General features: G+C 45.3%; 15 protein-coding genes and 1 pseudogene. 9 read left to right on the top strand and 7 right to left on the bottom strand.

The features are described from left to right. Positions 1–63 precede the first annotated feature (63 nt). The 5 genes from QUA20_RS14695 (at position 64) to QUA20_RS14715 (ending at position 4,810) form a co-directional block, all read left to right on the top strand. Positions 64–753 (top strand): polysaccharide deacetylase family protein, encoded by a 690-nt coding sequence (locus QUA20_RS14695; protein WP_333189536.1) that lies wholly within the window; start codon positions 64–66, stop codon positions 751–753. A 4-nt stretch (positions 754–757) separates the two neighbouring features. After that, complete coding sequence (locus tag QUA20_RS14700) at positions 758–1,744, top strand: DUF6263 family protein (RefSeq protein ID WP_333189537.1); 987 nt, start codon at positions 758–760, stop codon at positions 1,742–1,744. A gap of 162 nt (positions 1,745–1,906) precedes the next feature. Then, complete coding sequence (locus QUA20_RS14705; RefSeq protein WP_333189538.1) at positions 1,907–3,388, top strand: S-layer homology domain-containing protein; 1,482 nt, start codon at positions 1,907–1,909, stop codon at positions 3,386–3,388. A gap of 278 nt (positions 3,389–3,666) precedes the next feature. Then, a complete protein-coding gene (locus QUA20_RS14710) occupies positions 3,667–4,341 on the top strand; it encodes an acetoacetate decarboxylase family protein (protein WP_333189539.1) in 675 nt (224 codons plus the stop codon). A 37-nt stretch (positions 4,342–4,378) separates the two neighbouring features. Continuing rightward, the gene (locus QUA20_RS14715) at positions 4,379–4,810 is read left to right on the top strand and encodes a VOC family protein (RefSeq protein WP_333189540.1); all 432 of its coding nucleotides are present in this window, start codon (positions 4,379–4,381) and stop codon (positions 4,808–4,810) included. A 302-nt stretch (positions 4,811–5,112) separates the two neighbouring features. Here QUA20_RS14715 and QUA20_RS14720 read toward each other — a convergent pair whose 3' ends face one another. Then, entirely contained in the window at positions 5,113–5,589 is a 477-nt protein-coding gene (locus QUA20_RS14720; RefSeq protein WP_333189542.1) for an orange carotenoid protein N-terminal domain-containing protein, read from the bottom strand. A 287-nt stretch (positions 5,590–5,876) separates the two neighbouring features. Here QUA20_RS14720 and QUA20_RS14725 point away from each other — a divergent pair, with 287 nt between their 5' ends. Continuing rightward, complete coding sequence (locus QUA20_RS14725) at positions 5,877–6,464, top strand: Uma2 family endonuclease (protein WP_172186032.1); 588 nt, start codon at positions 5,877–5,879, stop codon at positions 6,462–6,464. A gap of 86 nt (positions 6,465–6,550) precedes the next feature. Here QUA20_RS14725 and QUA20_RS14730 read toward each other — a convergent pair whose 3' ends face one another. Together QUA20_RS14730 and QUA20_RS14735 are read right to left on the bottom strand one after the other, a co-directional pair. Further along, positions 6,551–9,682 (bottom strand): MFS transporter, encoded by a 3,132-nt coding sequence (locus QUA20_RS14730; protein ID WP_333189543.1) that lies wholly within the window; start codon positions 9,680–9,682, stop codon positions 6,551–6,553. A gap of 515 nt (positions 9,683–10,197) precedes the next feature. Then, the gene (locus QUA20_RS14735) at positions 10,198–10,503 is read right to left on the bottom strand and encodes a hypothetical protein (protein WP_333189544.1); all 306 of its coding nucleotides are present in this window, start codon (positions 10,501–10,503) and stop codon (positions 10,198–10,200) included. 85 nt (positions 10,504–10,588) lie between these two features. On the opposite strand from QUA20_RS14735, the gene proS reads away from it, so the two are divergent. From proS to QUA20_RS14750, 3 genes and pseudogenes are all read left to right on the top strand, one after another. Continuing rightward, positions 10,589–12,394: a proline--tRNA ligase gene (gene proS / locus QUA20_RS14740; RefSeq protein WP_333189545.1), complete on the top strand. Its 1,806-nt coding sequence runs from the start codon at positions 10,589–10,591 to the stop codon at positions 12,392–12,394. A 185-nt stretch (positions 12,395–12,579) separates the two neighbouring features. Then, positions 12,580–12,918 (top strand): annotated as a pseudogene (locus QUA20_RS14745) (adenylate/guanylate cyclase domain-containing protein); the annotation flags it as partial. A 107-nt stretch (positions 12,919–13,025) separates the two neighbouring features. After that, the gene (locus QUA20_RS14750) at positions 13,026–15,095 is read left to right on the top strand and encodes an adenylate/guanylate cyclase domain-containing protein (RefSeq protein WP_333189546.1); all 2,070 of its coding nucleotides are present in this window, start codon (positions 13,026–13,028) and stop codon (positions 15,093–15,095) included. Positions 15,096–15,170: 75 nt separating this feature from the next. Here QUA20_RS14750 and rpmB read toward each other — a convergent pair whose 3' ends face one another. The 4 genes from rpmB to rppA all read right to left on the bottom strand — a co-directional run bounded on the left by rpmB (position 15,171) and on the right by rppA (position 20,243). Beyond that, positions 15,171–15,407, bottom strand: coding sequence for a 50S ribosomal protein L28 (gene rpmB, locus QUA20_RS14755; RefSeq protein WP_006634309.1), 237 nt, complete (start codon positions 15,405–15,407; stop codon positions 15,171–15,173). A gap of 168 nt (positions 15,408–15,575) precedes the next feature. Beyond that, on the bottom strand, positions 15,576–17,564 hold the full coding sequence (gene htpG / locus QUA20_RS14760; RefSeq protein WP_333189547.1) for a molecular chaperone HtpG: 1,989 nt from the start codon (positions 17,562–17,564) through the stop codon (positions 15,576–15,578). Between the two features lie 248 nt (positions 17,565–17,812). Continuing rightward, complete coding sequence (rppB, locus tag QUA20_RS14765; RefSeq protein ID WP_333189548.1) at positions 17,813–19,144, bottom strand: two-component system sensor histidine kinase RppB; 1,332 nt, start codon at positions 19,142–19,144, stop codon at positions 17,813–17,815. 409 nt (positions 19,145–19,553) lie between these two features. Next, the gene (gene rppA / locus QUA20_RS14770; RefSeq protein ID WP_333189549.1) at positions 19,554–20,243 is read right to left on the bottom strand and encodes a two-component system response regulator RppA; all 690 of its coding nucleotides are present in this window, start codon (positions 20,241–20,243) and stop codon (positions 19,554–19,556) included. Positions 20,244–20,344: the final 101 nt, after the last annotated feature.

Consider the following 20,344-nt stretch of genomic DNA (forward strand, 5'->3'; position numbering starts at 1 on the left):
TTAACTTTATTCTATTGTAACGCAGCTTCATTTCTACCCGATCGCATTTATCAAGGTTAATCAATGCCACTAGCACCCCTGTTTCCTGTCGTTCATCCCATCCTCAAATCTGCTTTTCCCAGATGTCTGTGGACGGGAGATATCAACAGCCGAGAAATTGCCCTCACATTTGACGACGGCCCGCACCGCCAGCACACACCTCAAGTGTTAAAAGTTTTAGATAAATACGACATCAAAGCTAGTTTTTTCTGGCTGGGATTTTGCGTTGACAGGCATCCAGAAACGGCTAAGGAAGTTTGCGATCGCGGACACTGGATCGGCCTCCACGGCTACCAGCATATATCGTTTGCGAAACTCAAAACTCACGAACTAAAACAAAGTTTAGAAGACACGCAAAAAGCAATTGCCAAAGCTTGCGATTTAGACCCAGAATTGATCCGGGATGTGCGGCCGCCCAACGGCATTTTTACGCCGCGAACATTAGAGTTATTGCAACAGTGGGAATATCGCCCCGTAATGTGGAGTGTCGTCCCGGAAGATTGGGTGCGACCGGGGGTTAGGAAAGTTATTAGTCGGGTCGTGCAGCAAACTGAAAACGGCTCAATTATTGTACTTCACGACGGCTATTGCGGTGGCGAAGATGTTGCAGCTTCGGCTGAAAAAATAATTCCCTTGCTTTTGTATAAAGGTTACAAATTCGTGACGGTGGATCGACTGTGGCAACAGGCAAACATTCAAATAACAGGAAATTAAGTTAATGAAAAAAACACTGTTTATTACATCTCTTTGTTTGGCGAGTGCCGGATGGGCGATCGAGTTTTCTCCTGCTTCCCTCAGTGCGGAAACTCCACTTGTAGTGCAGCAGCCAGCCCCTGGCCTATCCGCGCCTGCTCCCAACTCGAAAACCCCGCAAGTGGAACTGCTAAATCCGGGAGTGGAACCACGACAGGAACTGCGTTTGAAGCCAGCTATCGATGTCAAAGAAACAAGTGTTATGACCGTAAAAATGGATGTGGAAATATCCGCATCCGGTCAATCTTCGCCTGAGGGTAAAATTCCAATATCGGTGATGACTTTCGAGACAAAAGTCACTAAAATTGATCCCAACGGCGATATTCACTACGAGTTTGCTTATACTAACTCAGATATCGCGGGCGATACTGGAAATATGCCGCCAGCCGCGCGAGATGCCATGCGTTCCGCACTCAAAAGCATGGTCGGAGTGAAAGGATCTTTCATCATGGACAATCGCGGTTTTCATAAAGGAGGTGACATTATTTTGCCCGAAGGAGCTGACAACAACCTCAAACAAATGGTTGGACAAATGTCTAAATCTCTAGAACAACTAGCCTCACCGCTGCCTGCAGAAGCAGTCGGAAAAGGAGCCAAATGGCGCGTTTCTTCTTCCTCTAATTTCAGTGGCATGAATGTGAATGACATTGCTACCTATGAATTGGATAGCTGGCAAGATGGAGTTGTCTCTATGAATGTAAGTATAGAGCAGCAAGCAAACCCCCAAAATATTACCTCTCCCCTACTGCCTGCTGGAACTACCTTAACGCTAAAATCTTTTAGTTCTCAGGGTCGGGGAAAACTTACAGGGCGCTTGGATAGATTAATTCCTTTTCGCTCTACTGTGTCTATTAGTTCAAATAGCGAAATGAGTGCTAAAAATGCTGGCAGCTCAGAAGAATCAACAATCACAACAAAAATGGCGATGGAGATGACTTTAGAGTCGAAGTAAGCTTTATTATACCAACTCTAAAAATTAGGGACACGGCAGTGCTGTGTCCTTAGTCGCCGGTAAAATTTTAATAAATGGTATTAAATCGGGTTAAGATACTTGATATTATATAAAGTTTCCAAAAGTTTCGATCGCCAATTTGTAAGTAGAGGAGTCTGTTCTATGATTCGATCGCACAGATGGCAAGCTATCATCGCTTTAGTGGTAGCCCTGGGGATAATCATCGGGAATTTAGTGTTTCCGGGTCTGAATGTAGCGCCGGCATTTGCTCAAGCCAAATTTAAGGATGTTAACGACCATTGGGCGCAAGCTTGCATTGAGGAGTTAGCAGAGAAAAAAATTATCAGCGGCTACTACGAAGACGGCAGTTTTCGCCCGAATCGCCCTGTCAGCCGCGCTGAGTTTGCGGCGATGGTTCGGAGGGCTTTTCCCGATGCGAAAACCGTCCGCAATCCGATCGACTTTGCAGATATTCCTACAAATTACTGGGGTTTTAAAGCAATTCGAGAAGCTTATCAAACAGGTTTTATGTCTGGATACAGCGGGAGTATTTTTAACCCGACTTTGAATATTCCCCGCTGGCAAGTTTTGGTAGCTTTAAGCAGCGGCTTGAAATATACACCTGCGGGGTCGGCGGCTGAGATTTTGGATGCAACGTTTGAAGATGCGCGGGATATTCCCGAACTCGCAAGAAATGCGATCGCCGCCGCCGCAGAAAAACAACTTGTTGTCAATTATCCGGCAGTCAAACAGTTAGAACCTACGCGCAATGCTACTCGCGCCGAAGTAGCAACTTTTCTCTGTCAGGCGATCGCCAAACCCGGTCAAACTGCCTTAGTTCCTGCTCAATATATTGCCCAAGTTCCGGCGAATATCGGCCCGCCGAGAACAACAGAAATCTCGGAAGCGGGGAAAGTTCGGGCGGAAGTTTCTTTCGTAAAAGAAGCAGAAAATGCTAAAAATCTCAGCATCAAAATTATCCGCGACGGTAAAACTTTATTGGAAGAACCAGTGCTGATTCCGACTCGTTCTCTAGTAGATAATCCCGACCAAAAAGCCAGCGAAGAAATATCAGAAGGACGTTTGTTATCGCTGCGAATTCGCGACTTGGACGGCGACAAGGAACCGGAAGTGCTAGCAGATTTAGTGTCAATCAAAAGCGGCGTCCGCTGCTGCAATTATTCGTTTATTTACCGCTACGATTCCGGCGCTAACAAATACACTCATATCAAGCATTTTTGGGGCAATGTGAGTTACGAAATTGTCGATTTTGGCAAAAATGATATCCCAGAGTTCAAGAGTCAGGACGGGCGATTTGCGGAGGCTTTTACAAATTATGCTGATTCTCGCTTCCCGCTGCAAGTTTGGCAGTACGGCGCCGGAAAAATGCAAGATGTTAGCAAACAGTATCCGGTGGAAGTATACACGAATTCTGCTGAGCTTTGGCTGGAATCTAACAAGCGTCTGAGTGAAAATGGGGAGGTGAAGGGGGTTTTGGCGGCCTTCATGGCGAGCAAGTATGTCATGGGCCAGGAGGCGGAAGGTTGGCAATTGTTGGAGAGGGTTTATCAAGGGCGCGATCGCACTCAATTCTTTGGGAAGTTGCGGGAGTTTTTGGTAAGTACGGGTTATGCTAGTAAGTAGATTTGCAGGTTTTTAACCGCAGATGAACCCGGATAGACGCTGATCGGATCTGTAGGGGCGGGTTTTACGAATAATATCTAATTTTCACTAACAATATTACTAAACCCGCCCCCATACAACAGATAACCCACGTCAACTATTCATCAAATTTATCCTCACATATTAATTTGTTTAAATAAATAAGTTACTAACAACTTGTGAAGAAATACCAAAACTTGTTGCTTTTTGAAGCGCCAAGCTAAAATAAAGATAAAATCTCAGATATTTAATTAGTGAAAATGGTATACCCACCTGCACCTTGGAATCTGCAAGGTTATGCTGTTCAGACTTTACAATTGGTAGATGTGGCACGAGTGCGCCCCTTGGTTCCCTCTGAGTTAGAAATTGTCTCTTTATTGCCCGGAAAAACCCTAGGGGGCATTTATATATCCTCCTACGGGTTGGGTTCGGTGATGGAGTACAATGAGTTAATTGTAGTTAGCGCGATCGCCAATTATGCAGGAAAATGGGGCGCTTGGATTTCCCATATTTACGTAGACAACCCTAACTCGGTAGCCGGCGGGCGAGAAATTTGGCGACTTCCTAAAGAATTAGCTCAATTTAGTTGGGAAGGCAGCGATTCGGTAAAGGCAGCACCGCTAGGCTACCGCGTCACAGTTAGCCAAGGAAACCGTCCACTGTGCAGCCTCAATTACAGCAAGCAAACTTTAGCTTTACCGCTGTCTGTGAGCGGAAATGTTTTCAGCGCTGACAGCAGCAATTTGCTGTTATTTAAAGGAGAATTTAAATCTCGAATCGGTTTAATTAAAGCCGAATTAGAAATACCTGAAGAGAGTCATTTTGCAAGTTTAAACTTAGGTCAGCCATTGCTAACAGTTGCCTGCGAAGATATGCGTTTAATTGCGGGTGCGCCGGAAGTTGTGGGGAATAGAGCTGCTGAATTCAGTTATTAGCGGTAAAATTTGCGTACATTATAGGAGGAAACTTCAAATGAGCGATATTGGTTTTACCCACATTGCACTTTCTGTTAGCGATGTAGACAAAAGCATCTCGTTTTACGCGAAGTACGCTGGCCTCAAAGTGGTTCACCGCCGTGTAGATCGAATTAAATCATTAGATGTTGCTTGGATTTGTGATTTAATTCGACCGTTCGTCATTGTGCTAATTAAAGCACCATTAGTGGATGGCAAACTTTTACCACATTCCCATCTCGGCGTCGCCTGCGAAACTCGTGAAAAAGTCGATCGCCTTTGCAGTGAAGCTGAGTCAGAAGGGCTTTTATTGAACGGCCCTAATGACTCGGAACCTCCTGTCGGTTACTGGGCTTATCTCCGAGACCCGGACGGTCATACGCTGGAAATTTCCTACGGTCAGGAAGTTAACTCACTGTTAGAAAACTTATTAGCGCAGGCAAAGTTATGAGGTCAATCGATTTTAGATTTTAGATTTTAGATTTTAGATTGAAGCATTGACCCCACGGATAAATTAGGGGGCTCCTTTATCGGATACAGGTTTTTTATTTCTGGACCGATGAATCCGGGGGCTTGTATCCTGGATGCTTTCGGTCAGGAATTAACTTTTATAGAGATGCTTTGCAACGCTTGTGAATGACAGCATTATGTTGAAATGCATCCAAGGCTGCTAGATTGAGCAACCCCAGCTAATTTAATCATAAATTAACCGGGGTTGCGGGCAATTAATTCGCTCAGTAATTACTAATCTTTTTAAATGCCAGCCCCCGGAGCGGCTTCAGCACCCATTTCTAAAATTGTACCGCGAAGGAAATCAATTTGCTGCTGGAAGTCCATGCCTTCAATCTTTCCTAGTAAAGCTTGTCCTGCTTCGGGAAGTTGATAGTCCGAAGGCACAGGAATAATAGTTCCTTCGTCCATTCCTACTGCTAGAAAATACCAAAAAGCCAACTTGGTTTCAGGACTCATTGAGCCGTACATCCGGCTGATTTCAGTATTGGCATTTGAGGCAATGTCGCGCATTACTTGTAGTTGTTCTTGGTGGGGCAGCGGCTTGACTTGATCGAACAGACCCTGAGCGATGTCAGAACCGGAAGCACCGGGAGCCGCTGGCGTTATTGATTTGCCCATTTGGGTGTAAACAAACCACAGCAAACCTAATTGGTCGTCTACACTCAACTTCTTAATATCTGCTTTTCCTTGGTCGTAAGCACTGCTAGTAAAAGTCATTCAAGCCTCCAAAATAATATGTATTGCTCAGCTTTCTTATTTGTGAGAAAACTTTTGTTTGCTACTTAATTAAAGTATCTAATAAAGAGTGACGCTAGAATCTTGCTTAAGACAGAGATGCTTCCCAACATAAGTTCGTGAAGTTAATTCACCAAAATAGGGAAAATTTGCAACCAAAGGATGACGCAAATTTGACAAGATTGTTATGAGCTGTACTCCTGATTAGCATTGTTTAGCCGATCGACGATCGCCTATAATCGCAACAGACCTGTATTGAGGTGGCTGTTATGTCGATCGCAACTGCAAAACGCTTCACCATAGCGGAATATCACCGCCTGACAGAACTGGGGTTCTTTGGTGAGGACGATCGAGTTGAGTTAATTAATGGAGAACTTGTGAAAATGGCAGCTAAAGGTACCGCTCACGAAACCTGTCTGAGAAGATTATTGCGGGAATTAAGCGCCATAGTAGCAGAGCGGGCAACTTTACAGTGTCAATCTCCCATCGTTTTACCGACAAACAGCGAACCTGAACCTGATTTTTCGCTCGTACAAAATCGCCCTGACGACTATCTATCCTCTCACCCCTGTCCAGGGGATATACTGTTGCTGATTGAGATTGCAGATTCTTCTTTGAGTTACGACAAACAGGTTAAGCTCCCCCTTTATGCTGAAGCCGGAATCTCTAACTATTGGATATTTAATTTATCACAAACTTGCTTGGAATGTTACAGCGAGCCCTATCAGAATGCCCCAGGCCAATTTGGTTATCGCAGGACGCTGATTTTTCTGCCCAACGAGTCTGTTAATCTGCCTTATTTTCACGACTTGGCGCTCGATTTATCGAGAGTGTTTCCGCCAACTATAGAATCCTGAAGGACTCTGATATTATTCCCAAGAAAATAGGCTGGCAAACAGCCAGCCTAGAATCAGGAGAATTTTATTTCAAACTCGTTGAAAATCTAGCTAAACAAACCCGAAATCCCGCCGACTGCTATTGCTCCAGCCAAAGCGGAAACAACCACAGAAGTCAGAGCCGTACCGAACAGCCACCAAGCTGCCGCTGCTGCCGCTTCGCGCGCATCTTCTGCTTGCTGCTTGGTCTTTTTCTTGAGTTCTTTGATGCGTTTTTTGGCTTCATTTTGCAGGCGTTCCGATCGCAATAAAACGCTGTCCCTGGCTCCTTCCATTTGGTCAACAATTCGGTGAGCGTCAGTCTCGGATATATCGGAACGAGAACTCAGCAGGGCAACTAAAGTACCGCGATCGAACTCACCTAAACGCTCTTTAATCGCGTCAAATCCGGCCTGCGGGTCGTCAAACACTTTGCGCAAGTCCCGCTTGATTCCCTCGTAGTTGAGCTCGGGTCGATCGAGCGAATTGAGGTAATCCCGAATTTTCGCGAAAATACCGTCAATTGTTGACTGAAACTTGTCCTGAACTATTTGAACTTGTTCCACAATTTGGTTGCGGACAGATTCAATTTGGTCGGCAATTCTGTTAGCTTCCTCTTCCGAGATGTCTTCCCGCTGCGACAGCAATGCTACCAGAGTCGATCGATCGAAGTGCTTCAGGCGATCGCCCAAACTTTGCATCCCCATTCCCGGCTCGCTAAAGAGCAACTGCAAATCGCGTTTGATGCTTTCAGGATTGAGTTCTTCCTTGTCCGTATTCCGCAAGTAATTTTCCAAATTTCCTTGGAAATCCCGGACTGTTTTTTGAGCGCGAGATGCCAAGCGGCGGGGCGATTTCACGATGCTGCGAATCGAATTTTGCACGCGATCGATCGTCCGATTGATCTGTTCTTCGCTCAAATCTTCCCGCTGCGAAAGCAGCTTGACTAAAGTTTCGCGATCGACCTGAGAAAGTCTTTCCCGAAGTGCCAAAGTACCCTCTTTCGGATTTTCAAACAATTTGGTCAAATCTCGATTGATGCCTTCTGGATCGAGTTCTTCCAAGTTGGTATTCCGCAGGTATTCGCCAATTTTTGCAGTAACTTCCTCGTACTGTTGCTTAGCTCTATCTGCCACTATTTGCGGCGCGTGGATAATGTTGTCGCGCACAGATTCGATCCGGTCGATCGCCTGATTTATCTGTTCTTCGCTGAGGTCTTGGCGCTGTGACAGCAACTGCACCAGCGTATCGCGGTCGAATTGAGACAAGCGTTCTCTCAGCGCTTTAAATCCGGCTTCCGGGTCGTTTAACAGCGTTTGAAACTCGCGCTCGATCGCTTCAGGATTGAGTTCTTCCTTATTAGTATTGCGGAGATAGTCTTCTACCTTTTGCCGCAATTCTTGCGCTTTCGATTTCGCTTGCTCTTGCAATTCTTGAGCTCTAGAAATCACGCGATCGCGCGAACTTTCGAGCCGCCCGATTAACTGATCGGCTTCCTCTGGACTGAAATCTTCCCGCTGACCGAGCAACTGCACCAAAGTATCGCGGTTAAACTGCGACAGGCGATCGCGCAAAGCCTCAAAACCAGCATCCCGATCTTCCAAAAGCGCTTGGAAATCCCGCTCGATACCTTCAGGATTCAATTCCTCCTTGCCGGTCGATCGCAAATAATTTTCAATCCGGCTCCGCAAATCTTGAGACTGTTCTTCACCCGCAGCATCTCGCACAATTTCCAACACTTCTTGTCGGACACCTTCAAGCTGTTCGGCAATTTCCGTCACCTGTTCCGGAGCCAACCCCTCGCGGCGGCCCAGAATCCCTACAAAATAATCGGGATTAAACAGCTCTAACTGGCGCAAAACGGCCCCGGGAGAAGCTTCCGGGTCGTAAATAACATCCCTAAATTCCTGCTTGATTGTCTCCCGGTTGAGATGCCAAGGTTGGGCATTCAGCAAGTAGTTTTCCACATCAGCCTTAGCTGTATTGAAAGGCAGCGCAGGCACTTTTTCGCCCGCCTTAGAAGCCAAAGATTTAGCTTGTTCCGTCCCTTTGGCTGTCAGTTGCTGCAACTGACCAGAGATTTTTTCAACATCCAAATCCGACAAATCCGTCCGCGACAAAACAGTGCCCACAAGAGCTTCCACACCCAACTGCATCGCTCGCTTCATGCCGCTGGTGGATTCCGATTTGTTTTCCCTACTTTCCAGAATTTGAGACAGCTTGGCGTTGAGTTCGTCAGACTTCAGCAAATCAGGAGCCGCAAACTTGAGAAAATTAACCAACTCTAAATTTGGGTCTTTCTGCTCTTGCTGCTTGCCGAAAGTTTGCTTCCAAACGCCTTCGAGTTGGTCGGCAACTTGAGTTATTTCCTCTTGAGAAAAGTCTGTGCGACTTTTAACTAAATCCACAAAAGTCTGGCGGTTAACATTCTTCAGAACGTCGCTTCCCGCAAGAGATTTGATATCTGAATCGCCCAGCAACTTTTCAAATTGACCGCGAATTTCTTTAACATCTAGTTTCGGTAACTGCAAAGAACCCACATAATCTTGCAGTGTTTCGCGAATGCTATCCGGGTCTACCGCCGAACTCAATTCGCGGCGGACAGCGGCAACAGATGCCTCTACAGTGTTGACCATTTGGTCGCTGGCCATCTTGCCGCCGATCGCTGCACCGGCAGTACCCATGACGCCTTGAACGCCTGAAAAAGCAGTTTTTATCAAGGAACCGATCATGGAACCGACGGCGCTAGAACCGAGCCACACCAGCGTTAAAAAGTACGCCGACCAAATGACTACACCAATAATTGCCGCTCCGTCTACCGAGGCAATTGAAGTTAGTTTGACTGCCAGAAAACAAGCCAAAAATAAAGCCAGGTTAACTGTGACTAAAATCCAACCCCCGACTAGACCTTCAGTCTTACGAATTTTAGTTCCTAAACTTTTGGAATCATCATCATCGTCATCGTCGGGTAAAGCCTCGTCCCAATTTGAGATTTTGGCGGCGATCGAGAAATTTGTTAACAGGAATTGGAAGCCGAAAGCCATAATGACTCCGGCGATTAATGCAACGAAAAACTGCGGGCTTAAAAACATCAGCCCTCCGATATCGGGGTGGTCAAATGTCGCGTCTATTTCTACTGGCATTTGGGCAATATTGAATTTGGGACTGTACTGCGAAATTAATAACTCGCTTTCAAACATAAATTACCTCCTACAGTTTTATGCCTAACTCGGCATAGCGAAACTTGACCCCAAATTTATTCATAAGGGATTTTGTAATTTTTAGATGGTGGTTTGTTTGGGTCTGGCTTAATCTTACGGAAGCCCTTATTAGTGAATTTGGGATGAGTAGTAAATCAGTTCTATAGTGATCTCATCCTTGCTACTTATTATGCCTGTGGAAGCTAAAAAATAAATCCGTCTAAAGTCAGAAATTAGTTTTTATGCGACTGGTAGCAGCAGAGTTCGCATAAAAGCTGCAAGTTTGAGGCGGGGGGCGATGCCACCAATTATCTCTAGTAGTAAAGTGCGAGGCACTTCACCCTACATATCGTATAGTGGGCTACCTAGTTAGGATTCTGTTTGATTTTTATGCTCAAAACGAGCTAGTAATTCCGAGCGATCGATCTGCACTATCGTTCGCGTGCGATCGAGGGTTTCTAACTGTAATTGCAGGCTATTCAACAAACATGATATCGAGTGCGCCGCAGCCTAGGCTAGGAATTTTTGCCGCAGCATTTTCCCTCACAGTTGCGAATGCTGCGAAGACAGCCGTACTCCTCGAAACGTTGACTGTGTTTGCGAACAGTAGGATATGCCAGTAAATATAAGGGAATTCCGATTATTTTGTAAAGCAATCGACCAGCAGCATGAACAATATCCCAAATTTCGCTGGAATTAGGTTCTCGAACAAATTCTCCTATTTCATCTTTTAAGGCAAGCCACTGAGATTGCACAGTAGGAGAGTGACAATTATCAAATACTGCCATACCTTTTTCGTAGTTTTGCCAAATTTTATTCATATATTTAATCAAATCCGCCTCACGTCTGATAATATCAGAAGTTGATCTAAAATTACAATCATCCGGTATTTTAAGGAAATCAGCCATGCGACTCTCTCAAATGCTTTTTGTCACCCTGCGCGAAGACCCGGCAGAAGCAGAAATTCCCAGCCACAAACTATTACTCCGTGCCGGATACATCCGGCGCATCGGCAGCGGCCTTTACGCTTATCTACCTTTAATGTGGCGAGTTCTCAAAAAAGTATCTCAAATTGTGCGCGAAGAAATGGACGCTACCGGCGCTCAAGAATGTCTCCTCCCGCAATTGCAACCGGCCGATTTGTGGCGGGAATCCGGCCGCTGGGACACCTACACTCAAGCTGAAGGTATTATGTTTGCAATGACAGACAGGCAGCAGCGAGAATTGGGACTGGGCCCTACTCACGAAGAAGTGATTACTACAATTGCTAAAGATATGATTCGTTCTTATCGGCAATTGCCTGTACATCTATATCAAATTCAAACTAAGTTTCGCGATGAAATTCGCCCGCGTTTCGGGTTGATGCGCGGTCGCGAATTCATTATGAAAGATGGCTATTCTTTTCACACTAACGAAGAAAGCCTGAAAAAAACTTATCAGGATATGGCTCAAGCTTATAGCAATATGCTGCGCCGATCGGGCTTGCAATTCCGAGCAGTAGATGCTGATTCGGGAGCAATTGGCGGCTCTGGTTCTCAAGAGTTTATGGTGCTGGCAGAAGCGGGCGAGGATGAAGTTCTCTATACTGAAGACGGTCAGTATGCAGCTAATGTGGAAAAGGCTGTATCGATGCCTGCTGATGCCGAACCGTCGCCCTTTGCAACTTTTGAAAAGCGGGAAACGCCGGGAACTGAAACAATTGATAAACTTTGCAAATTTTTGAAATGTTCTCCGACGCAAGTTGTCAAAAATGTGCTTTACCAAGCTGTTTACGACAGTGGCATCACAGTCTTGGTATTGGTAAGCATTCGCGGCGACCAAGATGTGAATCAGGTAAAGTTGCTGAATGAATTAACGAAGTTAGCGGGCAATTATCAAGCTAAAACTGTTTTATTTTTGACTGTTCCCGATGCGGAAGCTCAGCGGAAATGGGCTGCTAAATCTTTACCTCTCGGTTATATGGCTCCCGATGTTGCTGATGATTATATCGCTGGGAGCAAGGAGGTAAACTCTAAGTTTTTTCGTTTAGTCGATCGCACCGCAGTTGACCTGACAAACTTTGTCACCGGTTCAAACGAATCAGGATACCACGTTGTCGGGGCTAATTGGGATAAAGAATTTCCTCTACCAGCAACGGTTGTAGGTGTCAGAACAGCCAAAAAAGGCGATCGGGCAGTGCACAACCCCGAACAAACCTTGCAAAGTGCCAGAGGCATCGAAGTCGGCCACATCTTCCAATTAGGAACCAAATACTCCCTAGCAATGGGCGCCACCTACACCAGCGAACAAGGCGAAGAAATGCCATTTGTGATGGGCTGTTACGGTGTCGGCGTGTCGCGTCTAGCTCAATCTGCCGTTGAACAATCCTACGACAAAGACGGGATAATTTGGCCGGTGGCGATCGCCCCGTATCACGCCATTATTAGCATCCCCAATATTTCCGACGCCCAACAAGTAGAAGTCGCCGAAAAACTCTACGCAGAACTCAACCAATCTGGGATTGAAACCTTGCTAGATGACCGCGACGAACGAGCCGGAGTTAAATTCAAAGATGCTGATTTAATCGGCATTCCCTATCGGATTGTTCCCGGTCGTTCGCTGAAAGCAGGCAAAGTTGAAGTCGTGGAAAGAGCAACTCACCAATCACATGAAATTCTCATTGATGAAGTCAATTCTACTTTGAAACAGTGGATTGATGCCGCCATCAAATAAGGCTTTATAATTGGTAAAGTGCGGAGTGCATCGCCCTACATTAGCGCGCAACGTATAGGTAAGGTGCGCACTGCGCACCCTACATTAGCTTCCTTCTTCTGCTATGAAATTTAAAGACAAGCTCTGAAATCCCGAAAAACTTAAAACTCGATATAAATCTGAACCTAAATCATTTTCTTCGATTCCATGCAGTGGCGATCGCACCAATCGCCCTCGATATACAGCAGGCTATTGCTGAATTCAGAAATAGCCACCATCAAAATTTTAGCATCAGAATAGGCATCCACAGCGGCCCGGTTGTCGCTGGAATAATCAGCCTTAAAAAATTTATTTACGATTGGTAGAAAGACACAGTTAACACTGCTTACCGCATGAACTATGACGGCACGCCTGGGTGCATTTAGGTAACAGCGACAACTTATGAGCGATTGCAAGACAAGTATTTATTGCAAAGTCGCGGCAGAATAGAAGTCAAAAGCCAAGGTGAGATGGACACTTATTTTATTACAGGTATCAAGTTATAGCATAAGGAACAATGAAGAAGGAATATAAAAACTCATGTTTCATAAATTAATAATCTCCTAATTTTCGGGTGCGGTTGCTATAGTTAGTTAAAAATATAAAACTCAGTATGAACCAAAACACAAATCTGTTTCTGCGATTTACTCAACCTAGAAATTGGCAATACTTAGCCAAAGTAGCTGCCATTGCTTTTGCTTACGCTTTGGGAGCAAAAATAGCAGTTTCAATCCCCGGCGTAAATAAATTAGCTACCTGCGTCTGGCCGCCCGCAGGAATTGCACAAGCTGCAATATTATTATTTGGTAGCCGCCTTTTGCCGGGCATAGCTTTAGGCGTATTTTTTTACGAAACTATTCACCTTAAGGTATCTTTAACACTTGCAGCAATTAGTGCTTTTTGCGCTTGTTTACAAGCTGTGTGCGCATTTACTTTGCTGCAACAGCTCAAGTTTCGCTCCTCACTCGATCGGCTGATCGATGTAGTCAATTTAGTCTTTTGCGGTGCTCTAGTTGCCACCCAAATCAACTGCACTATCGGCACGCTGCGGCTCTGTGTAACTGGTTTAGTTGACTGGAGCCAATATTGGCAAATTCGCTGGAATTGGTATCTCGGAGATACATTAGGAGTTTTAATTTTTACTCCCCTGCTGTTGATTATATACAACCAAAAACAAGTACGAAGCACTTCACAAAGTCCAGGCCCTAAAACTATTTTAAATCGCATCAGTGCCGGAATATGCCTGCTGTTATTAGTAACAGTCAGTTGGCTAGTATACAACTCAAAAAGTGAAGGCAATCTCTCCCATTATCCCCTCGAATACTTGCCATTTCCCTTAGTAATTTGGGCAACCATTCAATTCGGCCAGGGCGGGGCTGTTTTAGCATCTTTCATTGTATCCAGTATCGCAATTTGGGGCGGTTCTCAGGGAGGTGGCCCCTTTATTGCCAAAGCGGACAATATTAATCAGGCTATCTTGTTTTTGCAGGCTTTTATGAGCGTAATTGTAGTTACATCGCTGCTGTTGGCCGCCACTGTAGCCGAACGCGCCTCAGCAGAGGATTCACTGCGGCAAAGCGAAATTAAGTATCGGGAATTAGTCGAAAATGCTAACAGCATTATTTTAAAAATAAATACGGAAGGAAATATTACTTTTTTTAACGAATTTGCACAGAAATTTTTCGGTTACGACGAAAAAGAGATAATTGGCAAACACGCAGTGGGAACAATTATTCCCGAGGTAGATACAAAAGGAAATGACTTGGGAGCAAAGTTGAGAGATATTTTGCAAAACCCAGAACAATACACGCGAAATGAAAATGAAAGTATGCGGCGCAGCGGCGAGCTGGTTTGGGTATCGTGGGCAAATAAACCGCTGTTTGACGCGGCAGGAAATTTCGCAGGAATGCTGGGAATCGGTACGGATATCACAGAGCGCAGGCGAGCTGAAATGGCGCTTTACCAACTCAATGAAGAGTTAGAATTTAGAGTGAAAGAACGAACTAATGCTCTCAATGATACTTTAAATGCACTGCGAGTTCAACAGGAACAATCAGAACGCTTGTTGTTGAATATTTTGCCTGAAGAAATAGCAAATCGGTTGAAGCGAGGAGAGAGTACGATCGCAGACACCTTTGCTGATGTTACTGTCTTATTTGCGGACATAGTAGGCTTTACTCAACTCAGTTCCCTAGTTTCTCCAAGGCAATTAGTAGCCATGCTAAATGATATCTTTTCGACATTTGACAACCTAGCAGAAAGGCACGGTTTGGAAAAAATTAAGACCATTGGCGACGCTTACATGGTAGTTGGAGGGCTGCCAGTTCCTCGCCCGGATCACGCAGATGCGATCGCAGAAATGGCTTTGGATATGCAGCAGGCAATTACTGACTTCAGCAATACCCACAGCCAAGCTTTCAGCATCAGAATCGGCATCAACAGCGGCCCGGTTGTCGCCGGAGTTATCGGCATTAAAAAATTTATTTACGATTTGTGGGGAGACACGGTTAACACCGCTTCCCGCATGGAATCCCACGGCAAGCCGGGGTGCATTCAGGTAACAGAGACAACTTATCAGCAATTGCGAGAAAAGTATTCCTTTGAAAACCGCGGCGCGATCGAAGTTAAAGGCAAAGGTCAGATGACTACTTATTTACTGAAATGCCGAAAATTGCTCTACTAAAGCTTTTTTTCTAAAAGTAAGGGCGATCGCACTCTCAAGTGTGCGATCGCCCTCATTTTAATTTAGCTAAGTTTTTTAAAGCTTGTAAAGATTAATTCCAGCTTCCTTCGCCATGATTTCCAAACCCTTGTGTTGCAAGGTTTTAATTGCCTTTGTAGAAAGGTGCAATCTTACCCAGCGCTTCTCCTGCGGCCACCAAACCCGCTTCCACTGCAAATTTGCGTCTTGCAATTTGTGAGTGCGGTGGTGCGAGTGAGAAACTGCAAAACCGTTATTAGCCTTCTTCCCCGTTAGCTGACATTTCCGCGACATATTGCCCTCCAGATTACCGTTTTTTGCGTGCAGCATTTCATTATACCCGAAGGAAGAAGGAAGAAGGAAGAAGGAAGAAGGAAGAAGGAAGAAGGCTTGACTTATCCCTTTACCAATAGAAATAAACTCTTGCTCCCCCCCTTACTAAGGGGGGGTTGGGGGGGGTAATTACATTGCACGTTGAGTCAATTTTGTCAACACTTGATTCGATCGCTCGACAAAATCCTTCATCCCTTCAGCATCGAAACCCTTCTGGGCCATCAAAGCCAAGTCGTAAACGTGGTGACAAATCATACTCGCCAACTCGGCAGAAGGAGACTCCCCGCCGCCTTGAATAATCGCACCCTGACTCAAACTAGCCAAATTTTGAATCAGCGGGTGAGACGTATTCACCAGCAAAACGTGTTCTTCGGGGAATTCGGCCGCTTGCTGCTGCAAAAGCGCCGTCATGTCGCGCATCCGGCGCAAAGCTTCCGGCAAAAGTACGATCGCAGGTGGAGTCGCCTCCGCAGAGTCAGACTTCAAAGCTTCTGTGCGAATGTTCACTTTCGGCTTATTGAGAGCTTTTTGGAACATTTCTTTAACTTGTTCGCTGCGAGTTTTATTCGTCGCCGGATCGACAATTTCCGCTTCTTTTTCTTTGTCAATTAGCGTTTCGTCGATGTCGGAATCAACCCGCGAGAATTTGACATCTGAGTATTCTCTTTCCAAGAAGCTGATAAAGTGCGTGTCGATGAAAGAATCCATAAACAGCACTTCTAAACCTTGGCTTTTGTGCATAGCAACGTAAGTTGCTTGAGACGCCGGGTCGGTACAATAAAACACGCGATTTTCGTGGCGTTTTTGATTGCGTTCCAAATACTCTTTTAGAGTCGTGTAAGGCTGCGTGGAACTAGAATTTTCCGACTTCGGAGTGACATCTTGCCACAAATCTCCTTCCTCTGTTTGCACCTGCACTTCAGGCGTCACAGTTTCTGGCTTTTCGGCTGTTGGTTCGTAGGTGCTGCGGTAGATTAAAATATCTTCCACTTGCTTTTTGAACTTGTCATCGTTGAGAGTTCCAAACTTGACAAAAGTGCCGATATCTTGCCAGCAGCGGATGTATTCGTCACGGTCGTCGCGGTAGAGTTCTTTCAGGCGATCGCCCACTTTTTTCGCAATATAATCAGCGATTCTCCGCACAGTTCGATTGCTTTGCAAAGAACTGCGAGAAACGTTCAGCGGAATGTCGGTACTGTCAATGACTCCCCGCAGCGGCATCAAGAATTTAGGGATAATTTCTTCGCAGTGGTCGCTGACAAAAACCTGGTTGCAGAATAGCTTAATATTGCCTTGGGTAACATCGACATCCGGGCGCAGTTTTGGAAAGTAAAGAATCCCGTTGACAATAAAAGGATAATCTGTATTCAGGTGTACCCACAGCAGCGGCTCGTCTTGGAACGGGTAAAGGTAGCGGTACAGTTCTAAGTAATCTTCTTTTTGCAAATTGCTGGCAGATTCCCGCCAAATTGCTTTGTGCTTGTTGAGTTCCTCTCCTTCAAATTTGATGGGAACAGGCATGAAATCGCAGTAAGTTTTGATTAACTGCTTAATGCGACTGGGTTCTACATATTCTTGTTCTTCATCTTGGAGAGTGAGAGTAATAGTAGTGCCGCGTTCCGTGCGGGAGGATTCTGATAGTTCAAAAGCGGGAGAACCGTCACAATACCAGTGTACTGCTTGGGAGCCTTCTTGGTAAGAAAGAGTATCAATCTCTACTTTCTTCGCCACCATGAAAGAAGAGTAGAAACCTAAGCCGAAGTGACCGATGATTGCGTCGTCGCCGCTGCCTTGGTATTTTTGAATAAATTCTTCTGCGCTGGAGAAAGCGACTTGGTTGATGTATTTTTTTACCTCGTCGGCAGTCATGCCGATGCCGTTATCGGAAATTGAGAGGGTTTTGTTTTCTTTGTCGATCGCTATGTTGATTTGCGGTTCGCCCATGTCGCCGCTGTATTCGCCGGAACGGGAAACCATTTTGAGTTTGGCAATCGCATCGACTCCGTTAGAAATTAGTTCCCGCAAGAAGACTTCGTGGTCGGTGTATAGCGACTTCTTGATAATCGGGAAAATATTTTCGGTATGGATTGAGATTGTTCCCTGTTCTAAAACTGTCATAATTTTTCTCTCTGATGACTGCTAATTGCTGATAAGTAGGTAGTTACAAATAAACATTAGATGGGGAGGGCGGGTGAGTGCACTCATCTTCTCGCTTGTATGATAAATTCTTAGCTAAACCCGCCCCTACAAGATACTATGTTTTTTTTCCTTACCTACTTAGCTATTTAATGATTTTGGGCGATCGCGCTACCTTTTGCAAAAGGGATTACCCCAAAAAGATGATTCGGTTTCCCTCACATAGTAGCTCACAAAGGCAACCGCAGCAGGAAAGTAGCGCCTTGCCCCAATTCGCTGCGGGCGCTGAGGCTGCCGCGGTGTGCTCGGGCTATGGTTTGGGCGATCGCCAATCCCAGTCCCGAACCGCCGGTATGGCGCGATCGATCGCTGTTGACTCGGTAGAATCGATCGAATATTCGCTCTAAATCTGCCGCCGCTATCCCAATACCGGTATCTTGAACCTGAACTATCGCCTCCTGGTGGCTGCAATCTAAAATAACTGTTACTTTTCCCCCAGCCGGAGTGTATTGAATGGCATTAACAATTAAATTAGCAACCAAACGGTAAAGTTGGTCGGAGTTGCCGACAACATTTAATTGCTGCTGCACCCGCACGGAGGATGTTAGCGTTACCTTAGAAGCGATCGCCATTGCTGCCAATTCCTCGACTAAATCGCTAACCAGGTCATTCAAACAACACAATTGAGGGCGATCGCCTATCGCTTGATTATCCATGCGAGCCAGCAGCAGCAAATCAGCCACTAACTGAGTCAGCCGTCGGTTTTGGCGATCGATCGTCCGCAAAATTTCCCGCGCTTCTTTTTCATCCAATTGAGGCGTCAACAGCGCTGATTCTACTGTCGCCTGCGAAGCCGCTAAAGGCGTCCGCAATTCGTGAGCAGCATCCGCTGTAAACTGTTGGATTTGTCCGTAGGAAGAATAAATCGGTTTCATCGCCAGTCCAGCCAATAACCAACTAGCAAAGCCTATCAAAATCAATGCTGTAGGCAATCCTAATTTCAAAACCAATTTCACTGTATTGAGATAATTATTGAAGTCTTGCAGGCTCCGGCCAACTTGAAAATATCCCCAATCTTGCTGTGTTTGGGTGTGTAGCGCTACAGAAATTTGGTGATAAACATTGCCTTTGGTGTCAGTTATTGTTTGCCAGTAATAAGAGTTAAATTCTGGTGGCAATTCTTCTGGATAAGCGCCTGCGGTCGCAATTAATTTCCCCGAAGAATCAAATAAACGGATATAATAATAGCTTTGGTTGATAGCGCTTAAAATATGGCGCTCTGGCAACTGTTCTTTAATGCCGTTAGCTCCAATTATGCGGAGGTTGGGCAAAAGTTCATTGACTATTGGTTCTAGGCGCCCTGGCTGCTGCAATTTGATTTCGAGGCTGTCGTGTAGCGTCCCCGCTACCGATTCTAATTCGCGGTCTATGGCGATCCAGTGAGCGTGGGCGATCGCCTTATATACGCCAAATCCCAGCAAGCTCAAAATCAAACCCATTACAGCCGCATAGGAAATGGCTAATTGCCAGCGAGTTCGGTTAAATAGTTTATTTTGATTCATTTAAACTTAGATTTTATATAATTTAGGACTAAGGCAAACTGTTACAAGTAAGGGTACAATTTTAGGTATGTAGTTGCGCTTCAGCGCTCTTAGCTAGCCCTGTCTTGCGTGTTAAATCTGAACCAGATAAAAAGCCGAAAACTCCTATTTCACGTTCCGATTTTTGAGACTTCAATCAAGGAAAATTGCTTGGGGGAGCTTGGACTCAGAATCAAAACGCTGAAACTTAGCAGGCTCGTTACTCACCTTGACACGGCTAAGCGCTCTTAGCTTAGGAAAGAGCGCTGAAGCGCAACTACATACCTTTGTGCCAGTTAGCCTTAATCGTATAATTGTTAAGAACAGGCAAGATGCCTGTTCCACAAAAATTAAATTTTATTGTGGGGGCGACCGGAGATCCCGCCCTACTTTAATTTCTCATCCGGTATCCGACGCCGTGAACGGTTTCAATTAAATTCGCGCCGCCCACCGACTCAAGTTTGCGCCGCAGCAAGCGCACTTGAGCTGCTACCACATTGCTAAAGGTATCTGCGCTCGCCTCCCATAGTTGATTCCGAATTTGGTCAGTGGTGATAATTTGGTTGGGATGTTTCATAAAATATTCTAGCAGTTGAAACTCTTTGTTTTTTAGAGAAATTATCTGGCTGTTGCCACTTCGATCGAGATGGCGCACTGTTCGAGTTCCGCAGTCCAAAACCAGATTTCCTACCTGTAGCTGTTGCGGTTGAATTTGGGGCGATCGCCTTTGCAAAGCCCGCAATCTTGCTAACAGTTCCGCCATCCCAAACGGTTTAACTAAATAATCGTCAGCCCCAGCATCTAGTCCCGCAACTTTATCTTCCATTCGGTCTTTTGCTGTTAGCATCAAGACGGGCAGGACGCTATTTTTAGCACGCAATCTCTGCAGAAGTTCCAATCCTGACAATCCTGGTAGCAACCAGTCAAAAATAGCCAGGTTATATTGCGTCCAGTGACTGTCTAAATATTCCCAAGCTTCACTGCCATCCAAAGCCCAATCAACTATATATTTTTCCTGCTTTAAAGTGCGATCGATCGCTTTCCCTAAATCTGGCTCATCTTCAACTAGCAAAATTCTCATAACTCTAATTTATAGCGGTAAATCCTTATACATTGTTAGCGATCGGCAGCATCTACGCCAACATCTAAGCTCACATACTGAGATGAAATCAGCATGAAATT

It is taken from the genome of Microcoleus sp. Pol7_A1 (genome assembly GCF_036701085.1).
GTDB lineage: Bacteria > Cyanobacteriota > Cyanobacteriia > Cyanobacteriales > Microcoleaceae > Microcoleus > Microcoleus asticus.

What these genes read in the sequence shown, in the direction of transcription:
- QUA20_RS14735 (WP_333189544.1), bottom strand. Translation starts at nt 10,503, where the DNA reads ATGAATAAAATTTGGCAAAACTACGAAAAAGGTATGGCAGTATTTGAT.
- rppA (WP_333189549.1), bottom strand. Translation starts at nt 20,243, where the DNA reads ATGAGAATTTTGCTAGTTGAAGATGAGCCAGATTTAGGGAAAGCGATC.
- QUA20_RS14720 (WP_333189542.1), bottom strand. Translation starts at nt 5,589, where the DNA reads ATGACTTTTACTAGCAGTGCTTACGACCAAGGAAAAGCAGATATTAAG.
- QUA20_RS14705 (WP_333189538.1), top strand. Translation starts at nt 1,907, where the DNA reads ATGATTCGATCGCACAGATGGCAAGCTATCATCGCTTTAGTGGTAGCC.
- QUA20_RS14700 (WP_333189537.1), top strand. Translation starts at nt 758, where the DNA reads ATGAAAAAAACACTGTTTATTACATCTCTTTGTTTGGCGAGTGCCGGA.
- QUA20_RS14695 (WP_333189536.1), top strand. Translation starts at nt 64, where the DNA reads ATGCCACTAGCACCCCTGTTTCCTGTCGTTCATCCCATCCTCAAATCT.
- rpmB (WP_006634309.1), bottom strand. Translation starts at nt 15,407, where the DNA reads ATGTCGCGGAAATGTCAGCTAACGGGGAAGAAGGCTAATAACGGTTTT.
- QUA20_RS14715 (WP_333189540.1), top strand. Translation starts at nt 4,379, where the DNA reads ATGAGCGATATTGGTTTTACCCACATTGCACTTTCTGTTAGCGATGTA.
- proS (WP_333189545.1), top strand. Translation starts at nt 10,589, where the DNA reads ATGCGACTCTCTCAAATGCTTTTTGTCACCCTGCGCGAAGACCCGGCA.
- htpG (WP_333189547.1), bottom strand. Translation starts at nt 17,564, where the DNA reads ATGACAGTTTTAGAACAGGGAACAATCTCAATCCATACCGAAAATATT.
- QUA20_RS14710 (WP_333189539.1), top strand. Translation starts at nt 3,667, where the DNA reads ATGGTATACCCACCTGCACCTTGGAATCTGCAAGGTTATGCTGTTCAG.
- QUA20_RS14730 (WP_333189543.1), bottom strand. Translation starts at nt 9,682, where the DNA reads ATGTTTGAAAGCGAGTTATTAATTTCGCAGTACAGTCCCAAATTCAAT.
- QUA20_RS14725 (WP_172186032.1), top strand. Translation starts at nt 5,877, where the DNA reads ATGTCGATCGCAACTGCAAAACGCTTCACCATAGCGGAATATCACCGC.
- QUA20_RS14750 (WP_333189546.1), top strand. Translation starts at nt 13,026, where the DNA reads ATGAACCAAAACACAAATCTGTTTCTGCGATTTACTCAACCTAGAAAT.
- rppB (WP_333189548.1), bottom strand. Translation starts at nt 19,144, where the DNA reads ATGAATCAAAATAAACTATTTAACCGAACTCGCTGGCAATTAGCCATT.